Genomic DNA, 26,112 nt, shown 5'->3' on the forward strand with positions numbered 1-26,112 from the left:
GAATATATTGAGGACTTTGGTGTGGATAGTTTTTATGTGGAAGTGATCTTTAGCATTGATCCAAACATATTGACAGCTGAGAGTGCAGACTGCGATTACACCAACGATTTTGGAGGTAACAGTGGTTTGACCAACGTAGCCGTGATCAATGATGCAGTTCCATTGGATAGGGATACGGTATGTAGAGAGATTCCAATGCCAGGGGTATTGTTGACGAAGGATGTATTGGCTGAAGCCACACCTACAGGTAATGTGAATGAATTTACCATGACCTATGTCATCCGAGTAGAAGATACCACAGGTGTGAGAGCTTACTACGACTTAAGTGATACGATTAAGTATGGCTTGGGTGCAGACTTTATCAGTGCGGAAGTGACTTATGGCGGAGATGATGGCATACAGACTGGTATAGTTACTGCCAATCCGACGGATACTGCTTACCAGATAGTAGACGATGAATATATCGAGGACTTTGGTGTGGATAGCTTCTAAGTAGAGGTAATCTTTAGTATTGATCCTAATATATTGACAGCGGAAAGTGCAGACTGTGACTACACCAACGATTTTGGGGCCAACAGTGGTCTGACCAACGTGGCCGTGATCAATGATGCAGTTCCATTGGATAGGGATACGGTATGTAGAGAGATTCCAATGCCAGGAGTATTGATGACAAAGGATGTATTGGCTGAAGCTACTCCTACCGGTAACGTGAATGAATTTACCATGACTTATGTCATCCGAGTAGAAGATACCACAGGTGTAAGAGCCTACTACGACTTAAGTGACACGATTAAGTACGGCTTGGGTGCAGACTTTATCAGTGCACAGGTGACCTATGGAGGGGATGATAACTTACAGACCAGTATATTAAATGCCAATCCTATAGATACGGCCTACCAGATTGTCGATGATGAATATATCGAGGACTTTGGTGTGGATAGTTTCTATGTAGAGGTAATCTTTAGTATTGATCCTAATATATTGACAGCGGAAAGTGCAGACTGTGACTACAATAACGATTTTGGGGCGAATAGTGGTCTGACCAACGTAGCTGTGATCAATGATGCAGTTCCATTGGATAGGGATACGGTATGTAGAGAGATTCCGATGCCAGGAGTATTGTTGACGAAGGATGTATTGGCTGAAGCCACACCTACTGGTAATGTGAATGAATTTACCATGACCTATGTCATCCGAGTAGAAGATACCACAGGTGTAAGAGCCTACTACGACTTAAGTGACACGATAAAGTACGGCTTGGGTGCAGACTTTATCAGTGCAGAGGTGACTTATGGCGGAGATGATAACTTACAGACCAGTATAGTTACTGCCAATCCAACGGATACGGCCTACCAGATAGTCGATGATGAATATATCGAGGATTTTGGCGTGGATAGCTTCTATGTTGAGGTAATCTTTAGTATTGATCCGAATACATTGACAGCGGAGAGTGCAGACTGTGACTACAATAACGATTTTGGGGCAAATAGTGGTCTGACCAACGTAGCCGTGATCAATGATGCAGTTCCATTGGACAGAGATACGGTATGTAGAGAGATTCCAATGCCAGGAGTATTGTTGACGAAGGATGTATTGGCTGAAGCCACACCTACAGGTAATGTGAATGAATTTACCATGACTTATGTCATCCGAGTAGAAGATACCACAGGTGTAAGAGCATACTACGACTTAAGTGACACGATTAAGTATGGCTTGGGTGCAGATTTTATTAGTGCGGAAGTGACTTATGGCGGAGATGATAACTTACAGACCAGTATAGTTACTGCCAATCCAACGGATACGGCCTACCAGATCGTAGATGATGAATATATCGAGGACTTTGGGGTGGATAGTTTCTATGTAGAGGTAATCTTTAGCATTGATCCGAATATATTGACAGCGGAAAGTGCAGACTGTGACTACACCAACGATTTTGGGGCCAACAGTGGTTTGACCAACGTAGCCGTGATCAATGATGCAGTTCCATTGGATAGAGATACGGTATGTAGAGAGATTCCGATGCCAGGAGTATTGATGACGAAGGATGTATTGGTAGAAGCCACACCAACTGGTAATGTAAATGAGTTTACCATGACTTATGTCATCCGAGTAGAAGATACTACAGGTGTTAGAGCTTACTACGACTTAAGTGATACGATTAAGTATGGTTTGGGTGCAGACTTTATCAGTGCAGAGGTGACCTATGGAGGCGGTGATAACTTACAGACCAGTATAGTTACTGCCAACCCTGTGGATACAGCTTACCAGATCGTGGATGATGAATATATCGAAGACTTTGGTGTAGATAGTTTCTACGTAGAAGTAATCTTTAGTATTGATCCGAATATATTGACAGCGGAGAGTGCAGACTGTGATTATACCAATGATGGTGGGGCGAATAGTGGTCTGACCAACGTAGCTGTGATCAATGATGCAGTGCCGTTGGACAGGGATACGGTATGTAGAGAGATTCCGATGCCAGGAGTATTGTTGACGAAGGATGTATTGGCTGAAGCCACACCTACAGGTAATGTGAATGAATTTACCATGACCTATGTCATCCGAGTAGAAGATACAACAGGTACAAGAGCCTACTACGACTTAAGTGACACGATTAAGTATGGCTTGGGAGCTGACTTTATCAGTGCAGAGGTGACCTATGGCGGAGGTGATGGATTACAGACTGGTATTGTTACTAGTAATTCAATGGATACGGCTTATCAAATCGTAGACGATGAATATATCGAGGACTTTGGCGTGGATAGCTTCTATGTAGAAGTAATCTTTAGCATAGATCCGAATATATTGACTGCGGAGAGTGCTGACTGCGATTACACCAACGATTTCGGAGCCAACAGTGGTCTGACCAACGTAGCTGTGATCAATGATGCAGTTCCATTGGATAGAGATACGGTATGTAGAGAGATTCCGATGCCAGGAGTATTGTTGACCAAGGATGTATTGGCTGAAGCCACACCGACCGGTAATGTGAATGAATTTACCATGACCTATGTCATCCGAGTAGAAGATACTACAGGTACAAGAGCCTACTACGATTTAAGTGATACGATTAAGTATGGTTTGGGTGCTGACTTTATCAGTGCAGAGGTGACCTATGGCGGAGGTGATGGATTACAGACTGGTATTGTTACTAGTAATCCAATGGATACGGCCTACCAAATTGTAGACGACGAGTATATCGAGGACTTTGGTGTAGATAGTTACTATGTAGAAGTAATCTTTAGCATTGATCCCAACATATTGACTGCGGAGAGCGCTGACTGCGATTACAGTAATGACGGTGGAGGGAACAGTGGCCTGACCAACGTAGCTGTGATCAATGATGCAGTGCCATTGGATAGAGATACGGTATGTAGAGAGATTCCAATGCCAGGAGTATTGATGACGAAGGACGTATTGGTGGAAGCCACTCCGACGGGCAATATCAATGAATATACTATGACTTATGTCCTCCGAGTAGAAGATACGACAGGTACAAGAGCTTTCTATGACTTAAGTGATACGATTAAGTATGGTTTAGGAGCAGACTTTATCAGTGCAACTATTAATTATGTAGGGAGTAGTAGTTTGGAAAATGGTCTCGTTACATCTAGTACAACTGATACAGCATATCAGATTGTGGACGATGAAATCGTAGAAGACTTTGAGGTTGATAGTTTTGAAGTTGTGGTAATCTTTAGTATTGATCCTAATATAGGTACGCCAGAGAGTGCTGATTGTGATTACACAAATGATAATGGAGGTAACAGTGGATTAACCAACGTAGCTGTGATCAACGATGCGGTACCGTTGGAAAGAGATACGGTATGTCGAGAGATTCCGTTCCCAGGTGTATTGTTGACGAAGGAAATATTGGTGGAAGCGACACCTACAGGTGTAGTGAATCAATTTACAACGACTTATGTGATTCGTGTAGAAGATACGACAGGTAATCTGGCTTACTACGACTTAAGCGATACGATTAAATATGGTTTAGGAGCTGAATTTGAAAGTGCAACGGTAAGTTACGGAGGAAGTAATGGTTTACAGACTAATATTGTTACAGTAAATCCAACAGACACAGCATACCAAATTGTAAACGACGAGACTGTTGTCAATTTTGAAGTGGATAGTTACTTTGTAGAAGTGATCTTTAATGTTGATCCTAATGTGTTAACTGGTGCAAGTGCAGACTGTGATTATAGCAATGATGGAGGTGCTGCCAATAGTGGATTGACCAACGTAGCCGTCATTAATGATGCTGTACCATTGGATAGAGATACGATTTGTCAAGAAATACCCAAACCTGGTGTATTAATGACGAAGGAGATATTATTAAGTGCAAGTCCAACTGGTAATGTAAATGAGTTTACTACCACCTATGTAATCCGGGTAGAAGATACTACGGGGTATAGAGCCTACTACGACTTAAGCGATACGGTTAAGTATGGACTAGGAGCTGATTTCCTTAGTGCGGAAGTGAGTTATGGCGGTACAAATGGTTTACAGACGAATCTGGTGACTATGAATACAAATAATACATCATTCCAGATTGTAGATGATGAGTATATAGAAAACTTTGAAGTGGATAGTTTCTATGTGACTGTGACCTTTATGATAGATCCTAATGTAGTGACACTGGAGAGTGCTGACTGTGATTATACTAATGATGGAGGTGACAATAGTGGATTGACCAATGTAGCTGTCATCAATGATGCTGTACCATTGGCTAGAGATACGACTTGTCAAATGATACCGATTCCAAGGGCGGAGTTAATAAAAACAATAGTTGAAGGACCACTGCCTACTGGTAATACCTTAGAGTATTTAATTACTTATAAGATTTCGGTAAGAGATACTATGGGTATAGCAGTATTCTATGATCTTAGTGATACTTTAAAATACGGAGCTGGGGCAGATATTCAATCTATTTCGATTGAATATGTAGGAAGCCATGGTTTGCAAACATCGATTTTGAATCCAAATCCTAGTGATACAGCCTATCAAATTGTAATGAACGAATTGGTGGATAGTTATGATGTCGATGAGTATATGATAGATGTAGTATTTACTGTTAATCCGGCAACCTTTACTAAAGAGAGTGGAAAATGTGTAGATGGACTGATATCTAATGAAAACCGCGGTTTAACGAATATGGCAGTAATAGACAATGCTATACCGGTTGATCGAGATACTGCTTGTACTGATATTCCATCTCCATGTTTACCTGTAAACTGTCATGGAAGAATCAGTATGGGATTTGGAGATAATTGTGAAATTTTGGTCACTCCAGAAATGTTGTTAATTCATGATGGAATAGCGAGTATTTCTCCTGAATTGTACAAAGTAGAGTTATTTTATGGACCCGGTATCCCTATTCCTAATAACATACTGAGACCAGAGCATGTGGGTAGAACGATTACAGCTCGAGTTACTTTTTTGTTGGATGATTGTGGTGGTGGATATTGTGAATCAACGATAGTGTTGGAAAAACCTTCAGGTTGTATTATCGAAGGGAATTTGGATACTGTGGTTTACTGTATTGATCCGTTTTTGAATCTTGATGTTTTTGATGATGCATATCCTAGACCGTCTTTGAGACGACCGTGTTTACCTTCATCATCAGTTGAGTTGAGATATGGAGGAGAATGGATTGATGCTGATTTTGATTGTACTAGTGATACTGCTAAGATTATTTATCGACAGTGGGAAGGTATAACGAACCAAAATGATATTTGTACAGCTTACGATACCATAGTGGTTATGCAATTGCCTAAACTTCTTCCTACTTCATTTGTCGATTCGTCAGAACATCGAATTTATTGCGACTTGAATTCTCGCCTTAATTTAGAGAAAATAGACAAGCGTTACAATTCATGGAAACAAGCCATCGGATTGCATGATTATGAATTACCTGATAGTAAGCTACGAGGACTGGTTTATGCATTGCCAACAGAATTGATGATCGATCATTTGAACAAAGCCATAGATCAATCGCTGGAATCAGAGTATTTATCATGTGAAATATTGCGCAAGTCAAATGGAGAAGTGGTGACAATAGGTGAGATCTTAAATGGAGACTATATAGATAATCTATTGTCGACGTGGTCATCGCAAAGACTAGGCTATGGTATTTTAGATTTGATTGAATCTGGCCAAATATTACCTGAGAATGAAGGTGGATATACTTTCTATCCATACATTGTAATGGAAAAAGGAGACAGGGTATTGTCGGCCAATGGAGAATTTGAGGAAGTATTGTCATCATGGTTCTACAATGGTTCGGGTAATAGTCCTTATTGGTTTGCAGGAGGCTGGCCTGAATTATATGGAGGGGCATTCACAAGCTATTGTGATGGGTATATGGAAGAGGGGCCATCTCAATGTATTGGTGTGGTATTGCCAGCGTTGACTGCCGATGGATATAGTGAAACCTCATGTGATACATTGTGTTTGGCTGAAGGAGTTCATTGTGGAATAACCATATCATCGAAGGTAGAAGAGATGGCGGGACAATGTCCTCAGAAAGGTGGGGTTACTTATAAAATAACCCAGACCTGTTGGGCAAACAGTGAGTCGGCATCGAATGCTATGGCGGCTTGTAGCAATGGTGATCCAGATTGGGTGGATGATTATCGCGACAATAATAAGCGAGTGCAGATAGAACTGAGCAGATGGGAAGAGCGATGGGATACTATGGGACCGATTTTCGATTTCAACTATCCTATAGGTAGCGTTTTTGAAGGTTGTGAATCTATTGATGTTCCATCAGGTAATTGGGATGGAGAAGAAATAGAGGCTGCGATTCGATCGGGACAACAGTATGAGTATGCCAGGGCGTCAGAATTCTGTCAACCGACGATTTACACGATTACTGACCATGGATGTGATGTGAAAGTATATCTTCCATCGATCGATGTCATTGATCAATGTTCAGGAATTGCTCAGGTAAAGGCCAGTGTTGTTACTGGATTAGGAAGACAGTCGGTATTATTAGAGTTGTCTCACAGTCGACGTATTGTGTTAGATAATGGAGATAGTTGCACGGTCTTCACTTATGAGCATCGAAGTAAACCTGTTGTTCTTCCATTTATTGGCTGTGATGGAGATCTTTATGAGATTGAGTATGAGGCAGCGGATTCCTGTTGGAACCAAAGTTCATGGACTAAATTTGTGAAGATTGAAGATGGTACTGGGCCTATTTTGGTGGTCGATGATGAATTGGAAGTGTCTCTTGAAGGAGAATTCGGTTGGTTAAAAGCATCGTCGATATCAGAGGGTAGTTATGATAATTGTTCTACTGAAATGTCATTGGCACGTCGCAGTGATTATTTATCGGATAGTTTGTTTATTGGATTCTGTGAGGTGTTGAATAATGGAGAGGCATATTCAAATTATGTGGACATCTTAAGTGATCTCGGATTAGATAAAAACCAATTGATCCAGGCTGCTCAAGGTATTAACTTGCCTGCAGAGGCTGTGAATGATGAATTCGATATAGAAGCACTGGATAAATTATTTAATGTGAATGTGTTGGGCAATCATTATTTGAAGGATTTAAGATGGATGTGGGAAGATGGCTCCAAGTGTGGAGAAAAAGTGGTCCATGGATGGTTGTTTGCCTTGGCAGAATTTATAGGAGATCAATGTGGTGGTGTAGATGAACACGGAAATGCACTAAACAAACGCGACCTAATTACATTGTTTGATCATCTATTTGGAAAGGTTGGATATGGTGAAGAGCTCTATGTCTTAGGTGGAGGTTGGACCAAAGAAGTGGTATATAACTGCAGCGATGTCTGTGATAAGGTATCCACGGAATATTTGGCCTTAGATGTTTGTTGCAATTGGAGTAAAGCTTGGTTAGATGTAACGGTCAATGATGAATTTAAGGGCCAAGTATTACAACCATTGTCTGATCTATCGATATCGAGTGAAGCGTATTTATTGTTTTATCAAGAGATTTTCGACTCTGTATTAGAAAGTGGAGATTATTCGTTGTTGGATTCTCTATTTGGTAAGTACAATATTGAAGCCTGGTCAAATAATGGAGAAGATGAGGCGTGGTTGTATAAAACCGAAGGCTATAGCTATACTGATATTTCTTGTATAGAGGAAATAGTAAGTGAGAAGTTAAGTGTTGAAAATCATGACGGTACCTTGGATTGGAAAGATGTATCTCAATCGAAAACAGTATTGGATACACTGACTAAAGAAGGAAGAGATGGTTATGTACGATACAATTGTGCCAGCGAAGTGAGACAGGATGTATGGATAGATCTAGACGATTGCCGACAAGGTCGTATAAAACGACGTTTTTTCATCTATAACAACTGTGATAATTCAACGGATACATTGGTATTGGAACAGGTTATAGAGATAAATGCAGGATGTAATTTAGATTTATCCATGTTAGAATTGCCAGAAAACTTGGGCAGTATGGAGGATCCGCTGTGTTTGGGATCAGAATTGAGCTATAGTTATTTCCCCGATACCTTAGGGCGAATGAAGGTCAAGCCATTATTTGAAGAAGTGTTGGACAAATCTATAGCTATTGGACGTGAAATCTTTAACTATGAGATTGTAGGACAGCCGGAATTGACTAAATATGAGATCGTATGGACGGTATCAGATTGGTGCGCATCAGGAAGTCCTTCTTCTCTGACATATGTACAAACCATCATCGCTCAAACGTCTGGGGATTGTAATCCGATCCAAGAGGATTCCCTATCATTACAGGGCCGAATCTTAACGGAATTAGGTAGTACGGTTCAAGATGTGAAGATGAGGACAGTGGTCAATGATGAGGTTAAGATGGCAGACCTATTGTCTTCAAGTGGAGAGTTCAATATGACTTTGGCAGCGGGAGATTCCGTCATGGTATCGCCTTGGAAGAATATCAATCATTCAGAAGGAGTAAATACTTTGGATTTGATATCTATTCACAAGCATGTTATGGAGAAGGAAAAATTGTCTAGTCCTTACCGCATCAGTGCAGCCGATGTAAACAACAATGGTATTGTCGAGATCCAAGATGTATTAGAGCTTAGACAATTGGTGTTAAATCCCAAGCGAACTTTGAGCAACAATAGCAGCTGGCGATTCTACGACAAGGGTACTGGATTGGAATGGTATGAAGATGGTTCTGTAATAGAGGATGGAAATGTGGAATTCGTAGCGGTAAAAGTTGGTGATGTGAATCAATCTAGTGATCCATCGAGTCCGAATAGGAGAGCTGAAGGTGAATTAGAATTGACAATAGCCGATATTGAATTGGATCCTGGACAATTGTATCAAATGGATATTAAGTCAACCGACTTTGATGATGTTACTGGACTGCAGTATACACTGGAGTATGATGCTGTTAAATTTGAAATTGTAGGTGTGGTGTCTGGAAGATTGAATGTAGATGAGGACAATTATTATCATTATGCTCCGGGCCAAGTGACCTTTAGCTGGCATAGTTACCAGGGAATAACAGGGTCGAAGGATGATGTATTGTTCAGTTGGTTATTGCGTCCTAAAACTACTTTTGAATTGAGGGATGGATTGCGGATGAGCAGTCGAGTGGTTGAGACGGAAGCTTATCAGAGTACTGGTAGGGTATTGACTGTGAATTTATCCTATACATCCACTGGTGGAAAATATCGATTGTATCAGAACCGTCCGAATCCATTTACTGGAGAGACCATTGTAGGATTTGAGTTGCCGAATAATGCTGAGGCAGAGCTCAATGTATTCGATGTTCGAGGTCGGTTGTTATACAGTGAAAAGGCTTTCTATCACAAAGGATACAATGAGGTGAGATTCCGATTGGATGAGGGTACAACAGCAGGAGTTCTGTTCTATCAATTGAAATCAGGAAATTACAGATCTATGCGATCAATGATATTGATTAGATAAAGGAGTGATGTGTGAAATAAATTTTTAATTAACGGGAATCTGCGATTTATGAGAAGTGGAGACTCAAAATCTTGGGTCTCTACTTCAAATAAATAAATTAGAAGATAAGGCCAGAGTCAGGGGCTAAAAATTTATCGAATTATGTTGCAGTCACGCCTCCGCGTAGAGACATGACGGAATGAAGTACAAAGTACCCAATCGACTTAACGTCGATAGGATGAGTGAAGACGACCTCGGTGTCGTGAGTGGGTTGGCTTTGCGTCTTCGTTAATACAATTTAAGTATTACTGTAAAATCTAGTTAATAGAGGCTGCCCAACTCAAGATTTAAGACTTGTGTTGGGCATTTTTTTTATTCAATTTAAGCGAGTTAGCTAAATTTCGAAAATGGATATGGTGTTAACGACACCCAATTTAGGTGCCCGTAATGCCTTTTAGAATTCATTTCATATTAGATCTTTTGATATTGGGGGAATTAATTGAATTTGTATATAAATTAAATAAGCCCAGGTTATTAATTATTTAATTAAATCCAATTTTTTTCTTTATTTTCACGACTTCCATCATTTCATATTACGACTAACCCCTTATTTAGTATTGAATGGAAAAGGAATATAGGGTTAAGAATAAATATGAAAAAAATCCAAATAAATCAAAATACATGGATTGGCCTTTTTTGGGTAGGGCTGAATTTTGTGTCTAAAGTGTTGTTTTTATCTAAGCAAAATGTTGTAGGTGATGAGGCTTTCTCAATCTTTTATGCACAGATGTCAATACCACATCTTTTTGGAGAGTTGGTAAAAGGGAATAATCCACCTTTATATGAAATAATTCTACATGGGTGGACCTTTGTATTTGGGATTTCACCCATGTCTGTTCGATTTTTGTCTTGTGTTTTTGCCTCGATCACAGTTTATATCATCTATCAGATTGGGGTCCAGTTTTTTAGCAAAAGGATTGGATTGCTTGCTGCTGGATTTTATACGTTATCCAATTTCTTTATTTTCTTTTCACATGAAGCTAGGGTGTATGCACTTTTTGCATTACTGACTACTTGGTCTTTTTTATTGTTCTTCAAATTAGGAGATGGCCAAAAGAATTACCGTCGTATTTTTTTACTGGCTTTGGTAAATTCGTTATTGTTATACTCGCATTACTTTGGTACTGTCGTCATTTTTATCCAAGGATTGGCATTTATATTGATTAGAGGGTATCGGATTTTATTTTTAAAATCATATTTATGGTCTTATTTGATAACAGCTGGATTTTATTTGCCTTATGCTGGTTACTTTTTGAATAGGTTAAATTCTGTACACCAAGATGGTACTTGGCTAAAACCTCCGAATGGGTTAGAGCCGATTTATGCCCTCGTTGTCAAGATGAGTAATGCACCAGTTATAGCTGTATTTTTTCTATTGATATTGGTGATAGCATTAATCAAGACCATCAGATCGAAAAGACTCGAATCTATTTCGAAAGAACAATATGTCATTTTTATTTGGTTTCCAGTTTCCGTCTTATTGGTGTTTTTATTTTCTTTTGTAATGCCTTTGTTTTTAAATCGTTACCTTTTGTATTCGGGCATTGGTTTCTATTTTCTATTGGCTTTTTCGATTGAAATATGGAGGGAAAGAAGTTATTTAAGGTCAATATTGACTTTTTTATGTCTTGGTGGAATGTTGTTTACTATTGATCTGAATCCCAGCAATCACCGCGAGGTAAAATCAATGGTGAGTTATGTAAAAGAGCTCAATAAGGAATCCAATAATATAGTGTTTATGTGCCCAGATTATTTGCATTTATCCTATGTATATCACCATTCTCGAGATTGGTTTAATCGCGCTGAGGATTTTCAGAATGATGAAGCCTTTAAGGAGGTTTTGAGAGAAGAGAATATTTTTCCCATTTCTTCTAGTAAAGGATTGGATTTTAACAAAATTAAGACCTTTGATAAGGTTATTTATATCGATGCTGCAGCCAATTTTTCGTATCCCAACAATGCTATTCTACCTACCTTAGAAGATTCATTGAAATTAATTGGCAAGAATCATTTTGAGACTTTATTTGATGTTTATGTATTTGAATAATACGATTTTTGGAAATTATGCTCAATAATGTGATTTTATTATCTTAAAGTATAGGCAATTGTAAACTTTCTGGTTTTCAACTGGTTGAAATGTAGAATCAATTGAAATTTATACCATGTTAGATTATAATCAAATGGATAAATCCATTCACCAACTGAGTCAAATTATTGCGAAAGCCAATAGAAGTTATGTGCCCAAAGAGGCCGATGATGGACACACTAATTTTTATTATGATCCCTTATCTAACCGAATTTTGGGACGCTGGATAAAAGTGGGAAATCAAAGTGTGTTATTGGCTTTGGATTTAAATAGATTCGAATTTCAGTGGTTGAATAACTCATTACACCTATTATCGAGAATATCGATTGATGGTAAAACCAGCGAAGAGGTTGAATCTGAAATTGCTCAAACTTTACCTAAAATAGGTTTAGGAGTTGTAGGGGTGAATAAGGTAGGTTTTAGAGATGCATTGCATTTTGAGATTCCCAAATACTCATTCACAGAAAGACCTTACAGTGAATTTCCACCAACTAGTGTAAAATTATGGAGTGATTATCGCAAATACGCCAATGAAGTATGTTTCTCAGTTTTGGGATATTTGCAGGCCAAATCTGAGGTGAGAATATGGCCTCATCATTTCGACACCGGAATATATGCCGATTACAATGAGGATATGAATTTGGGTTTTGGTTGGGCAATGGCGGATACTATTGTAGATCAACCTTATTTTTATTTTGCGGCTTATGAAAAAGGTAATCACAGTATTTATTCAGAAACACTTCCCAGATTGACTTATGGTGAGTGGAAGGTTTCTACCAGTTGGAAAGGGGGAGTATTGCCTATGGATTTTATAGAATTATTGTCCAAAAACAAAGTAATAACTTTTGTTCGTGAAGTGGCCAATGTTTATTTGAGAGCTTAGGTAGAATTGATTAAATTAAAATTATTGCTGGTTTATTTATAATAATATTCATTTCTTTATTGAATGATATGCCTCAGTTTATTGAGATTGTATGTCATGATTAATATTTTCAATTAATATTTATTTTGCGTAATGTAATTCTTAACCAAGATTAAAATTTATCAAATATTGCTATGAAGGGATTGTTGGCATTATTAATTTTATTGATGAGTTGTAGCTCTGTCACCGAGGGAGAAAATGAATTGATTCAGTCAATCCCTGAAAATATAAGTTATAAAGTTCGGATATTGGCTGAAGGCAATAGTTGGGTTGTGGGTGGAGAAGAAATGGATGTTGATTTAATATCCGACCAAGGTATAGGTCAATGGCTAGATAAAGAAACTGTTATCCGCAATTATTTTAAGATAAATAAAACTGGAAAGATTGATTTGGGGATAAGGGCTAGAAATCAATCTGGTGAATCAACCATCTTGGTGAGGATGGGAGATGTAGAGAAAAAGTTGAAAACAGAGAATGTCGATTTTAAGGATTTGTATGTTGGCGAATTTGAGATTGTGGAAGTGGGTTATATTTATGTTGAAATTCAGGGAGATGACAAGTCTGGGACTGAGTTTGGCGAAATTGAAGCGTTTTTACTGGGAGGAGAGATAGAGGTTGACGATATCGTCTATGTAAAGGATGATTTTTACTGGGGACGGCGTGGTCCTTCAGTCCATTTAACTTATGAATTGCCCGATGAAAAAGATGTGGAATGGATGTATTCCGAGATTGAAGTAGAAGAAGGTCAAGATGTTTTGGGTTCATATTTTATGGCCAATGGATTTGCAGAGGGTTATTTTGGTATGCAGGTGAATTCACCCTCGGAGCGCAGGATTTTATTTTCGGTTTGGAGTCCATACAATACACAAAATCCCAACGATATACCAGAAGAATATAAAATACAGTTATTGGCCAAGGGACAAGATGTGTATACTGGGGAGTTTGGCAATGAGGGATCCGGTGGGCAGAGTTATTGGAAGTATAATTGGAAGGCAGGCTATACTTATCGGTTTTTGCTTAGAGGTAGACCAGTAGGGAATAACAGTACGGAATATTCTGCCTTTTTTTATGCACCGGAAATAGGAGAATGGAAATTGATTGCAGTATTTCAACGTCCATTTACCAATACTTACTTATCTAGATGCTATTCCTTTTTAGAAAATTTTATTACTAAAACAGGGTATATAGCGAGGCAGGCAAAGTATAAAAATCAATGGGTATTCGATAGTCAATCTCAAGCATATGAATTGACAAAGGCTAAATTTACCGCTGATGCGACAGCTCGAAAGGGCTCTAGATTAGACTATGATGGAGGGGTCTTAGGGGACGACTTTTTTATGAAAAACGATGGGTTTTTCAATGCCGAAACCCCGATCGATAGTTGGCATGAAAGAAGGGCTAATAACGTTGAGCCGACTTTGGATTTTGATGTGATAGAAAAACTAATTCCCTAGGCTGACCTTTAGGGTTTAATCAGTGGTTTCTGTATTTTGTATAACTAGGTGATGATATTGTAATTCAGCTCTACCGAACTCATATAAAGGTAATGCTAAGGGTGTATTCTAAATTTTTGTATACAAAAATAATGATTTAATTAATCGGTGTATATTGAATGGCTTTGTCGTTGATTTAATCAAAAAGTAAAAAAGATAGAATTGGGCTAATGGATTAAGTTGGCGAAAAATATTTTCTGTTGTTGAAGTTTTTAATTGTGTATAAGATTATTGTGTCTCGATTTTTTCATTTATATGGTGAGGTGAAAAATGTTTTATGTATTGGTGGAGGCTGGGTTATTCAAAAAAGTGGGTTTTTGTAGTAAGAATTAAATATTTATCTTTGCTAGGTATTATTACTCCCTATTCATAATTTATGTATACATAATGAAGCCAAACTCACTGTCTCATAAGGTCTATTTAGAGCTTAGAAAAAAAATATTATCCAATCAATTGGTTTCAGGAATGCGACTCAAGGAAGATGAATGGGCACAAAAGATGGAAGTCAGTCGGACGGCTATAAGGGAGGCTTTGACTCGGTTGTTGGGTGAAGGATTGGTGGTTTTTGGGGACAAGGGAGGATATTTTATTAAGTCGATGACGGTAGAGGATGTTGAGGAAATACGGGAATTGAGAGAAATCTTAGAGACTGGAGCACTTCGATTGGCTATAGAGCGGATTACAGATGAGGAATTACAAGAATTGGAATCTATTTGCGATGATTTTACCTCTATGGTGGAGAGAGGATATTTAGGTGGAGCATGTGAAGCCGATGTTAAATTTCACGAGTCTATAATTATGTATTCAGGTAATGCGAAGTTGCAGTATATCTATGAGCATAGCAATATACCTTTGTTTCACATGAAGTTGGGACAGACTATGAGTCATATGGATGATTATGAATTGACTGACCAAGAGCATAGAGAGCTTTTGGCCGCCATTAAATCAAAGGACTTTGCACAAGCAGAGAAAACACTGCATAAACATCTGATTAGAGGTCAATTGACGGCCTTGGATCTTTTGTAGGATGTATTTCATTTAAAACCAATTGTTTAGATGTAGACATTACGTCTTTCTACATTCAAAAATTATTGAAAGATCACACCACAGCGATTCCTTACCTACATAGGGAGCAATCACGCCGCGGCTCGGTGGCAATCTGCTGCTGAATTGCAGGGCAATCAAGTCTGGGCAGGGTGGTCTCGCTTCCATTATCACTATTTTAATATTAGGGCAATTAGTAGTTTATACCTGTCAATTTAAATGCAGTCTCATCGCAGCACAGTGGCTGACCCACCCGGAACGCGGAGGTTCCGGTTCCCTCGCCAAAGGTCGATTTACGACCTTTGATCCTTCGGATTTTGCTCGGTCACACCCGGAGCACAGTGGCTAAAATCCTATCGATTAACGGGGCAGTCACGCCTCGGCACAGTGGCCTCGGTTCCTTCGCCAAATGCCGATTTACGGCATTTGGTTGTCCTTCGGACAACTATGCTCAGTCATCCTGAAGGGATGATATATCTTAGCCGTGGGTTGAAAACCCACGGTTAAGTGGTAGTCTCAATTTGATTTGGCGGGATTTTTGCCAAGTTGAAATTAATTATTTTTAGATCTACAGATAATATTTCCATGGTTTTCACAATATCTAATTGCAAAAATCATGACAAATCCATGTGAATACATCAGTGATTCATTTCAAAGTCATAGATTATCGGATGACGAATTACGTTTCAATCACGCCTCAGCCGGATTCCCTATCGAATTACGGGGAAGTCTCATCGCAGCACAGTGACTGCGCCTCCTTAAATACAATATTGGAATTGTATTATTTCATCTGTCTATTATGGTCGCATATTTGTTTTCTATCGGGATTAAATCAATTTACTTACTAAATAAGGGGGAAAATTCAGTTTGAGAATAAATAAATATTTGTTTCAATTTTGAAGTATACAAAATAAAGTTATATTTGTATACATAAAATAGGCTTGGAGATTCCTTGTAAGGTGTTGTATGGCTTATTGTATGAGTCGATATTCATTTATTTATAACTTAATTTTGAAATCCATTATGAAAAAAAGTAGACAAATGTATACCAGAACTTGTAATCTGGTCCTTCTTATTTTCTTTATTGGTCTATGTGGCATGGCCCATGGCCAAAGTGCATATACACTATCGGGAGTGGTTTCAGATAGTATCGGCCAGGTCACCCTGCCCGGGGTAAATATTTTGATCAAGAGTACTGGTCAGGGAACGATCTCTGACGAAAACGGTGGCTTTAGTTTGCAAGTGGCACCTGACGATGTGATTGTTTTTTCCTATATAGGATATAAAACGAGAGAAATTCCCGTAGCTGGTAGAAGTCAATTGAATTTGCTGATGTCGACGGATGCTCAAGCTTTGGACGAATTGGTGGTAACTGGATATTCGGTTGAGCGTAAAAAAGATATTACAGGATCTGTGTCGGTAGTTGATATGGAGGCGGCAAAGTCACTGCCTACAGGGTCTACAATGCAGGCATTGCAAGGGCAAGCTTCAGGAGTAACCATTGTTAGTTCGGGAGCACCTGGGAGTAGTGGGAATATTTTTATTAGGGGTATTTCTTCCTTTGGTAGTACATCTCCATTGATTTTGGTTGATGGTGTAGAAGGTAGTCTTAATAATATTAATCCAAACGATATAGCCTCTGTTCAGATATTGAAGGATGCTGGAGCGGCCTCTATATATGGGGTCAGAGGAGCGAATGGTGTTGTCATTGTAACCACTAAAAAAGGAGAGTCGGGTGCACCAGTCATTAGTTATAATGCGTATGTGGGTATTCAAACTCCTCTACCAGGGAATCCGTTTAATATTCTAATGGACACAGATGAATTTGCTCGGCTATCATTAATTGCCGACTCAGAAAATCCTTTATTTAAAAATGGGATACCAGACTACATGTATTCTAGTCCTAATGGTTCAGGTATCGGATGGGAAGGGGACGCAGTGGTAGATCCTTCAAATTATAATTTGGATCTCGAAAATTCAGGTAATAATTACTTGATTCAAAAAACCAATAAAGAAGGTACAGATTGGTTTCATGAATATTTCCGCCCAGCTTTGCGTACAGATCACAACCTTTCGGTTAGTGGGGGTACAGAAAAAGCTAAATATTATGTGGCTATGGGGTATTTAGACGAACAAGGGACAGTCTTAGAAACCTATCTTAAAAGGTATTCAGGAAGAGTTAATACATCGTTTCAGGTAGGTAATCATATTACTATTGGCCAAAATCTAAATATGTATTATCGCCAGAATCCTGGGGTGTCGACCAGTAGTCAGTTTGCTGGGATAGCTACCTTGGCTAGGATGATGCCTATTATCCCTATACATGACATTATGGGCAATTATGCAGGAACAAGAAATGGTACCAATGTGGGGACCAATTCAAATCCAGTGGCTGATCAAGAAAGATCTGCCATCAATAATGGAAATTCTTGGAATGCAGAAGGGAATATATTTTTAGAGGTGGTTTTCTTGAAAGATTTTGTAGCTAGAACAAGTTTTGGAGGAGGATTGACTAATAATTATAATACTTCATTTAGTTATACACCGTATGAGCGAGCTGAAGGTTTTCAAAATCCCAATTCTTACGGTGAAAGTGCTTCTTTTTCGAGAAGGTTAACGTGGACCAATACCCTGAAATACCATAAATCATTTAATAAGCATACCGTTTCTGCTTTGATAGGAAGCGAGGCAATTGAGTCTTTTTCAAGATCTCTTTCAGGAAGCCGGCAGAATTATTTCACCACAAATCCTGACTACTTATTGTTGTCAACGGGAACTTCCAACATCGCAAACGGAAGTGGGGCTGGTGAAGAGGCTTTATCATCCTTGTTTTCTAAGGTAGATTATATTTTTAATGATAAGTATTTGATAGGGGCAACGGTAAGACGGGATGGTTCATCCAGATTTGGACCCGAAAGTAGATATGGAGTTTTTTCTTCGGTATCACTTGGATGGAGATTGTCGGAAGAAGCCTTTATGCGTAATATTAACTGGTTGAATGACCTTAAAGTACGGGGAAGTCATGGTGTGATGGGATCTCAGAACAATGTGAGTTCGATAAATCAGTTTGATTTGTACGGAGGCTCATTGGGTAATGCTTATTATGCTATTAATGGGGCTATTAACAGTGCTCAGCAGGGATTTTTTCAAACACGCAGTGGTAACTTGAGAACGAGTTGGGAGAGAAATATTGTGACAAATTTTGGTTTTGATGCGTCTATCTTTAATTATGCAATTGATATTTCGGTTGAATATTACCGCAAAGCAATTGATGGGCTATTGTTTAGTCAGGGAATACCAGCAATAGGAGGAGGTGCTTCTCCAGCAACGATCAATGTAGGAGATATTCAAAATCAAGGTTTAGATCTTAGTATGGGGTACCATGGGAATCGAGGTAAAGACTTTTCTTATTCGGTTTCTATGAATTTTACGACGTATAAAAACGAAGTAGTCAGTATTCCAGACCCCGGCTATTTTGATGCAGGTAGTCATCAACAATTGGGTACTATCGTTCGAAATCAAGAAGGTCAACCCGTAAGTACATTTTTTGGGTACAATGTAATTGGATTGTTTCAATCATCGGAAGATATAGAATCATCTCCTGATCAAGATGGAGCAGCTCCAGGTAGATTTAAATACGAAGATATTAATAATGACGGTCAAATAAATTCTGATGATAGAACTTTTATAGGTAGTCCTAATCCTGACTTTACCGTCGGTGTAAATCTAGGAGCTACTTATAAAAACTTTGATATGTCGGCTATTCTATATTCTTCATATGGAAATGAAGCGGTGAATACAATCAGAGTTCAGACGGATTTTTTTGGGACCTATGTTGGGGCCAAAAGTGCCATATTATTGGATGCATGGTCTCCTGAAAATACGGATTCAAATATTCCGGTAATTGAGAATCAAAATAGTTTTAGTACGGCAAGTGTATTCAACTCTTATTTTGTAGAAGATGCTTCTTTTTTGAAATTGAGATCTTTGGTTTTGGGTTATTCTTTTAATAATTCATCCTTACTTCAAAAGATAAAGATGGGGAAATTAAGAATATATCTCCAAGCATCTAATTTATTTACACTCACTAAATATACGGGTTTAGACCCTGAAATTGGGGGCAGTACTTCAAATTTTGGAATTGATTGGTCTAACTATCCCAATAATCAGTCCGCTTTCTTATTCGGTGTTAATCTTAATTTTTAATGAAAAAAATGAAAAAGATGAAAATCCAAAATATATTTAAATCCTTAGTACTATTATCTTTCCTCTCCATTTTGGTTAGTGGGTGTAAGGATAGTTTCCTTGAAAGAGCGCCCAAAGGGGCTGTATTCTCGGGTAGTTTGGCGACTGAATCAGGTATTCAAGGACTGTTAATAGGAGCTTATTCCATGTTAGATGAAGCGGGTTCTGGAGGGAATGGTTGGCATATGGGGCGGTGGATTTTTGGAGGTGTTGCCTCCGATGATGCCCACGTGGGAACTGAAGCCGGTGCTCTTCAACCCATTCCAGAATATGAAAATTATACTTGTACTCCAGCTACCCGTGGTCTTAATGATCGATGGCGAGTGTATTATGCTGCAGTACAAAGGGCCAATGATGTACTCCGTCTATTGGAAATTGCTGAAGCCGATGGAACTGTGTCAGAGACTTTCGTTGAGCAAACAAGGGCGGAAGCTATATTTTTAAGAGGACTCTATCATCTATATATCAAAATGATGTGGAAAAATATACCTTATGTAGATGAAAGTATAAGTGCAGGCTTGGGTAATTACTTTGTGCCTAATACTGAAGATGTATGGCCTAGAATTGAAGAAGATTTTAAATATGCCATTCAAAATCTAACAGAAACAAAAGCAGATGTCGGTAGAGCCAATAGTTGGGCGGCTAAAGCCTATTTAGTCAAGGCTTATATGTTTCAGAATAAGTATTCAGAAGCTAAACCAGTATTAGACGATATTATAGCGAATGGAGTGACATCCAATGGGTTAAAATACGATTTAAACGAACAGTTTTTTGATAATTTTAGACCATCGACCCGTAATGGTCCTGAGCAAGTATTTGCCATTATGTATTCGGTTAATGATGGGGCTAATGGTGGAAATGGCAATCAAGTGAGTGGGGAGGGTAATTCTGGACCTTACGGAGGGCCATTCCCAACTTATGGATTTTATCAACCGTCGTTTAGTTTGGTGAATTCGTATAAAACAGATCCTGAGACAGGTTTGCCCTATGTTTACGATTTTAATGATTTTGATGTGAAACACGACTTGGGGATTCCTTCTTCGGAAGAATTTGAACCGTATCAAGGTACTTTAGATTCTAGATTGGATTGGACAGTAGGACGTCGAGGTATACCTTATTTGGATTGGGGAGTCAATCCGGGTTTGGCGTGGGTGAGACAACAAAGTGTGGCTGGACCTTATCTGCATATTAAATTTGCCAATCCACAATCTGAGCCAGAGGCGAGAGAGCGACAGAGTAATGCAAGTACCTATAATCTGATTCGGTTTGCAGATGTTTTGCTTTGGGCAGCCGAGGTAGAGGTAGAAGTGGGTAGTTTGGCAAAAGCGGAAGAATATGTCAATAGAGTTAGAGCTAGGGCTGCCAATCCTGCAACATGGGTTAAAAAGTATTTGGATGATAGTCAGCCTTTGGCTGGATTTTCGGATGAGCCAGCTGCCAATTATAAAGTAGGATTGTATAATGGTGAGTTTACTCAACAGGGAAAAGATTTTGCAAGGGAGGCTGTTCGATTTGAAAGAAAATTAGAGTTGGGTATGGAACATCATCGATTCTTTGATCTTCAGCGCTATGACAATGGAAGCGGATATATGGCCGATTTGTTGAATGATTATATCCAACATGAAACGAGCATTCCGAATTATAATTTTTACTACATGGAAGGCGCTAAATTTACTAAGGGAAAGAATGAAATATATCCCATTCCATTGGAGCAAATTGATCTAAGTGTAAAGGATGGAGAACCGACTTTGATACAGAATCCTAATTACTAAAATTCATGTTCCGTCCCAAAACTGTACAACACGATGAGTAGAAATACAATTTCTTGGATTATTTTAATATCCTGCAACCTGATGTGGGCATTTCATTTTACCTGTATCAAATTAACTCAAGATCAAGTGGGACCTTATTTTACCGTTTGGGGACCGATGTTAATCTCAGTTATTTTGCTTTTGCCATATGTGATTAAAGATTTCAAGGCAAGTGGTAAGAAATTTAAGGATATGCTGATTTTTGTACAATTGGCCGCTTTGGGAGCTTTTCCCGCTCAGGTGTTGATGACTTGGGGGACACAGTATTCCTTAGCGAGTAATGCCTCCATACTAGTACTTTCTTTACCCATAGTAACAACCTTGTTTGCCTTTATAATATTAAAGGAAAAAATGAATGGAGTGAAATGGCTCAGTTTTGTAATTGCTATAATCGGGGTGTTGTTTTGTACATTTGAAAATATAAGAGACATCGACTTTGGGTCTAAATATGCTATTGGCAATCTTTTGATATTCTTGGCTATAGTAGGGAACGGCTACTACAATGTAGGCTGTAAGAAGATCGCCAATGAATATTCTGAAATTGAAATGGTGTTCTTTACCTATTTGATGATGGTAATCTTATTATTACCTTTTGTACTATATTACGAAATTGATGTTTTTCAACGTATTTCAAGTTTTACCACACAAACATGGATTGGAATGGGGGCATTAACAATTTTTCATAACTTCTTGTCTATGGTCTTATTCTTTAAGGCTCTCAAATATTTGCAAGCTACCCAAGTGGCTGTTTCCAATTATTTGATTACTTTTTTGGGGCTGCCAATTGCGGCTATATTTCTAGGTGAACAGCTTAATAGCCAGGGAATAATTGGAGGTGTGTTGGTGTTGACTTCCACATTGTTGCTATCTATTTATGATCGACCCAAAATCAGTATGGCATGATAACATCTGAGACTTCTTTTAAATTATTGAATATTTGGGATGGTGATTATTTTTCAAATCGCGATGGTGTGGTCAACAACCATCAATTGGAAATTCAATTGCAAATCCGTGCTGCTTTGAATAGTAAATTGCTTGTCAATGGAGAGGAAGTGATTGCCGATCAAACGGTATTCCATTGTCCTGTGACTTTGAAAAAGGGAGAGAATACGATTCATATTGTAGATCAGAAATCTGGTCATGAAAGAAAGCTAGTTGTATACTATTTGGATACATTTGAGAAGAAATATAGATTGTCTATCGACGATTGTATATGGTTTTTAAAAGACCTTCATGAACATCGACATCAATATAAGTCTCTCTTCGATAATCCGTATTTGAAGTTTCTCAAGCAATTACATGAGGATTATGAGACTAAGATCCATCTAAATTTATTCTACAGCACTGAGGATTTTAATCTTTCGGAGATGACGGATCAATATAAATCTGAATGGGAATCTAATGCAGATTGGATTCAATTGAGTTTTCATGCAGAGAGCGAGTTTCCAGATATGCCTTATGTTGATGCGAGTTATCAAAAGGTAGAAGAAGATTGTGCAAAAGTCCACAAGGAAATATTGAGGTTTGCAGGTCCTACATTATTGAGTACGACTACGACGGTCCATTGGGGTTCGGCAAACTTGGAAGGATGTAGAGCGCTTAAGGTGGCTGGATATAAGTCTTTGGTCGGATATTTTAATGTGGATGATGATTTGCCTCCGGTTTCCTATTATCTTTCTACTGATCAAAGGAGGCACTTAAAGCAACGCTATATTTGGCGAGACAAGGAAGAAGATCTTTTATTTGTTCGAGCCAGTATGGTTGTAGATACCGTTGCTTTAGAAGAAATTGATTCTCATTTGAATAAGAATGCAGATGAGGAGGGGCGATTGCCTCGATTCGCAGATTTTTTAGTGCATGAGCAATATTTTTATTCTCATTATTTCAATTATCAAAGAGATTATCGTGACCGAATCATTGCGGCTGTAAAATGGGCAAAGAAAAATGGTTATACCTCGGCATTTGTAGAAAATTCATTTAAAATTAAATAGGAATGGAAAAGAATAGAAGAGATTTTATAAAAAAGAGTGGATTAGCTTTAACGGGCTTAGGAGTCTTGCCGACAGCTGGATTTAGTAAATCAGCACCAGCAAGTAAGTCATCCACCTTTAATATGTCTGGCTATGCTGCACCTAGAATGGATAAAATTAGAATTGGATTTATTGGCGTTGGGAATCGAGGGACAGGAGCCGTTAAAAGGATGTGTCGAATCGAGGGCGTTGAAATAAAAGCGCTCTGTGATTTAAGGGCAGAAAAAGTGGCCTCAGCAAAAGAAGCTATAAAAGAATATGGACATGAACCTGATCTGTATTCAGGAGATCCTGAAATTTGGAGAAAGGTGTGTGAAAGATCGGATATTGATCTTATTTATATTTTGACTCCTTGGAAATTGCACACCCCTATGGCTGTATTTTCAATGAATCACGAAAAGCATGTATGTGTGGAAGTGCCGGCTGCCAAGACCATTGACGAATGCTGGGAATTGGTAGAGACCTCAGAACGGACACGCAAGCATTGCATGATGACGGAAAATTGTTGCTACGATTTTGTCGAATTATTGACATTGAATATGGCTAGGCAAGGTTTTTTCGGAGAAATATTGCATTGTGAAGGAGGGTATATTCATGAGTTAAAAGAATTGTTGTTCTCAAAGGAAAAGTTTTATCAAATGTGGGAGCTGCATGAAAACTATGAGCGCAAGGGCAATTTGTACCCGACCCATGGTTTGGGACCATTATGTCAAATAATGAACATAAATCGCGGGGATAAAATGGATTTTTTAGTCTCAGTTTCCACCAACGACTTTTCAATGCATCCATTGGCAACAAATAAATATCTAGAGGATTCCTTTTATAAACCATATATCGACAAGGATTTTAATGGAAATATGAGTACTTCAATTATTCGTACTCATTTGGGTAAATCTATTTTGTTGCAATACGATGTTTCTTCCGTTCGGCCATATTCTCGGATACATTTAGTAAGTGGTACGGAAGGCATTGTTCGAAAATATCCAGAACCAGCTCATTTTGCTAAAGGGCATAAATGGATGAATGAGAATGAAATAGAAGGATTGTATAAGGAATTTAATCCTGCCATTGTTCAGAAAATGGGCGAAATAGCTAAAGATCATGGAGGACATGGAGGAATGGATTTTTTAATGGATTGGAGAACGATTGATTGCTTGCGCAATGGTTTGCCAATGGATCAAGATGTTTACGATGCAGCATTGTGGAGTTCAATTGGGCCCTTGTCTGCTCAATCACTTAACAATAGGTCTAATTCAGTAGATGTGCCGGATTTTACAAGAGGGGGATGGAAAACCAATGCTCCAGTTGACATTTCAATGTCTCGGGGTGGAAATACGAAAGTAAAATAGGCATGGAGCAAAAGCAGAATCAAAATATTGGAGTAGTAGGTTTAGGTCTTATGGGAACTAGCATTGTCACTTGTCTTTTGGCATCAGGGCATCAAGTGGTAGGAATAGATAGAGAATTAATCAAGGTGAATGCGGTTCAAGAGCAGATAAAAATAAATTTAACTCAATTGCGCTCTGAAGGTTTGTTGGAAACTGAAGTCGACAATATAATGAGCAATTTTCAATTTGCGACAAAATTGGAAGGTCTAGTTCACTGTGATTTAATTGTAGAAACGATAACAGAAAATTTAGAAATTAAAATTCAATTACTTACAGAATTGGAGTCGATAGTGAGTCCAGCAGTGGTAATCGGAAGTAATACTTCTGCCATCCCAGTAAGTTTATTGCAAAAAGATCTTAAACATCCAGAGCGAATAATTGGGTTGCATTGGGCGGAACCTGCTCATATAACCAAGTTTATGGAAATAGTTTGTGGGGATCAGACCGATCTAACTTTAGCTAAAGAGATGATGGTACTCGTTGAAAGATGGGGTAAAGAACCATCACTTCTACAAAAAGATATCAAAGGTTTTATAACCAATCGAATAATGTATGCGATGTTAAGAGAAGCATTTTACTTAGTAGAAAATGGTTATGCATCCATAGAAAGTGTGGATAGGTCTCTGAGGAATGATTTAGGTTATTGGATATCATTTGCAGGGCCATTTCGATTTATGGATTTAACTGGGATCCCAGCTTATTTGACGGTAATGGAGGATTTGTTTCCCGATTTAGATAGAAGTACAGCAGCACCAAAAATGATGCAGAAGCTAGTAGATAGTGGTGCAAAAGGAGTGGATAATGCTCAAGGTTTTTATCCATATACTGAAGAAAGTGCAAATAAGTGGAAGGAAGATTTTACTCAATTTAGTTATGATATACGAAAACTGACAGAAAAGTATTCTTCAGAGAATGATTAAAATAGGATAATCGATTTGTTGATTATGCAGGTCAGTTTGATAGAGGGTTAGAATAAAGAACCAATGCTGGATAGTCTGAACAAATAAAACCCAATTTATTTGATAAGGGATTAGAACCGTTACAAATTGGACTAGAGCTGTAGAGAGATGGAGTTCCTAGTGAAATATGAAAATATTATAGGTGAAATAATAGCCATAACAATAAAAGATGATAGATATTATTAACATACT

Annotated in this window: 12 protein-coding genes; all 12 read left to right on the top strand. The window is 38.4% G+C overall.

Features of this window, described 5'->3' with window-relative positions:
* Nucleotides 1-492 (top strand): hypothetical protein (locus LVD51_RS12465; RefSeq protein ID WP_236971709.1); only part of this gene is annotated, 492 nt, incomplete at its 5' end.
* Nucleotides 493-525: 33 nt separating this feature from the next.
* Nucleotides 526-9,903, top strand: coding sequence for a hypothetical protein (locus LVD51_RS12470; RefSeq protein WP_236971710.1), 9,378 nt, complete (start codon nt 526-528; stop codon nt 9,901-9,903).
* 631 nt (nt 9,904-10,534) lie between these two features.
* On the top strand, nt 10,535-11,989 hold the full coding sequence (locus LVD51_RS12475) for a glycosyltransferase family 39 protein (protein WP_236971711.1): 1,455 nt from the start codon (nt 10,535-10,537) through the stop codon (nt 11,987-11,989).
* A 115-nt stretch (nt 11,990-12,104) separates the two neighbouring features.
* Complete coding sequence (locus LVD51_RS12480; protein ID WP_236971712.1) at nt 12,105-12,911, top strand: hypothetical protein; 807 nt, start codon at nt 12,105-12,107, stop codon at nt 12,909-12,911.
* 173 nt (nt 12,912-13,084) lie between these two features.
* Complete coding sequence (locus tag LVD51_RS12485; protein WP_236971713.1) at nt 13,085-14,404, top strand: DUF3472 domain-containing protein; 1,320 nt, start codon at nt 13,085-13,087, stop codon at nt 14,402-14,404.
* Between the two features lie 426 nt (nt 14,405-14,830).
* The gene (locus LVD51_RS12490; RefSeq protein ID WP_236971714.1) at nt 14,831-15,469 is read left to right on the top strand and encodes a GntR family transcriptional regulator; all 639 of its coding nucleotides are present in this window, start codon (nt 14,831-14,833) and stop codon (nt 15,467-15,469) included.
* A 1,041-nt stretch (nt 15,470-16,510) separates the two neighbouring features.
* Nucleotides 16,511-19,693 (top strand): SusC/RagA family TonB-linked outer membrane protein, encoded by a 3,183-nt coding sequence (locus LVD51_RS12495; protein WP_236971715.1) that lies wholly within the window; start codon nt 16,511-16,513, stop codon nt 19,691-19,693.
* Nucleotides 19,694-19,710: 17 nt separating this feature from the next.
* A complete protein-coding gene (locus LVD51_RS12500; protein WP_236971716.1) occupies nt 19,711-21,504 on the top strand; it encodes a RagB/SusD family nutrient uptake outer membrane protein in 1,794 nt (597 codons plus the stop codon).
* 33 nt (nt 21,505-21,537) lie between these two features.
* Entirely contained in the window at nt 21,538-22,446 is a 909-nt protein-coding gene (locus LVD51_RS12505) for a DMT family transporter (RefSeq protein ID WP_236971717.1), read from the top strand.
* On the top strand, nt 22,443-23,534 hold the full coding sequence (locus LVD51_RS12510; protein WP_236971718.1) for a hypothetical protein: 1,092 nt from the start codon (nt 22,443-22,445) through the stop codon (nt 23,532-23,534). Before LVD51_RS12505 ends, LVD51_RS12510 begins: the two co-directional genes overlap by 4 nt.
* Before the next feature lie 2 nt (nt 23,535-23,536).
* Entirely contained in the window at nt 23,537-24,922 is a 1,386-nt protein-coding gene (locus LVD51_RS12515; RefSeq protein WP_236971719.1) for a Gfo/Idh/MocA family protein, read from the top strand.
* Nucleotides 24,923-24,924: 2 nt separating this feature from the next.
* Nucleotides 24,925-25,881, top strand: coding sequence for a 3-hydroxyacyl-CoA dehydrogenase family protein (locus LVD51_RS12520; protein ID WP_236971720.1), 957 nt, complete (start codon nt 24,925-24,927; stop codon nt 25,879-25,881).
* The last annotated feature ends 231 nt before the right edge of the window (nt 25,882-26,112 follow it).

The sequence above is a fragment of the Membranihabitans marinus genome (genome assembly GCF_021729155.1).
Taxonomy (GTDB): domain Bacteria; phylum Bacteroidota; class Bacteroidia; order Chitinophagales; family Saprospiraceae; genus Membranihabitans; species Membranihabitans marinus.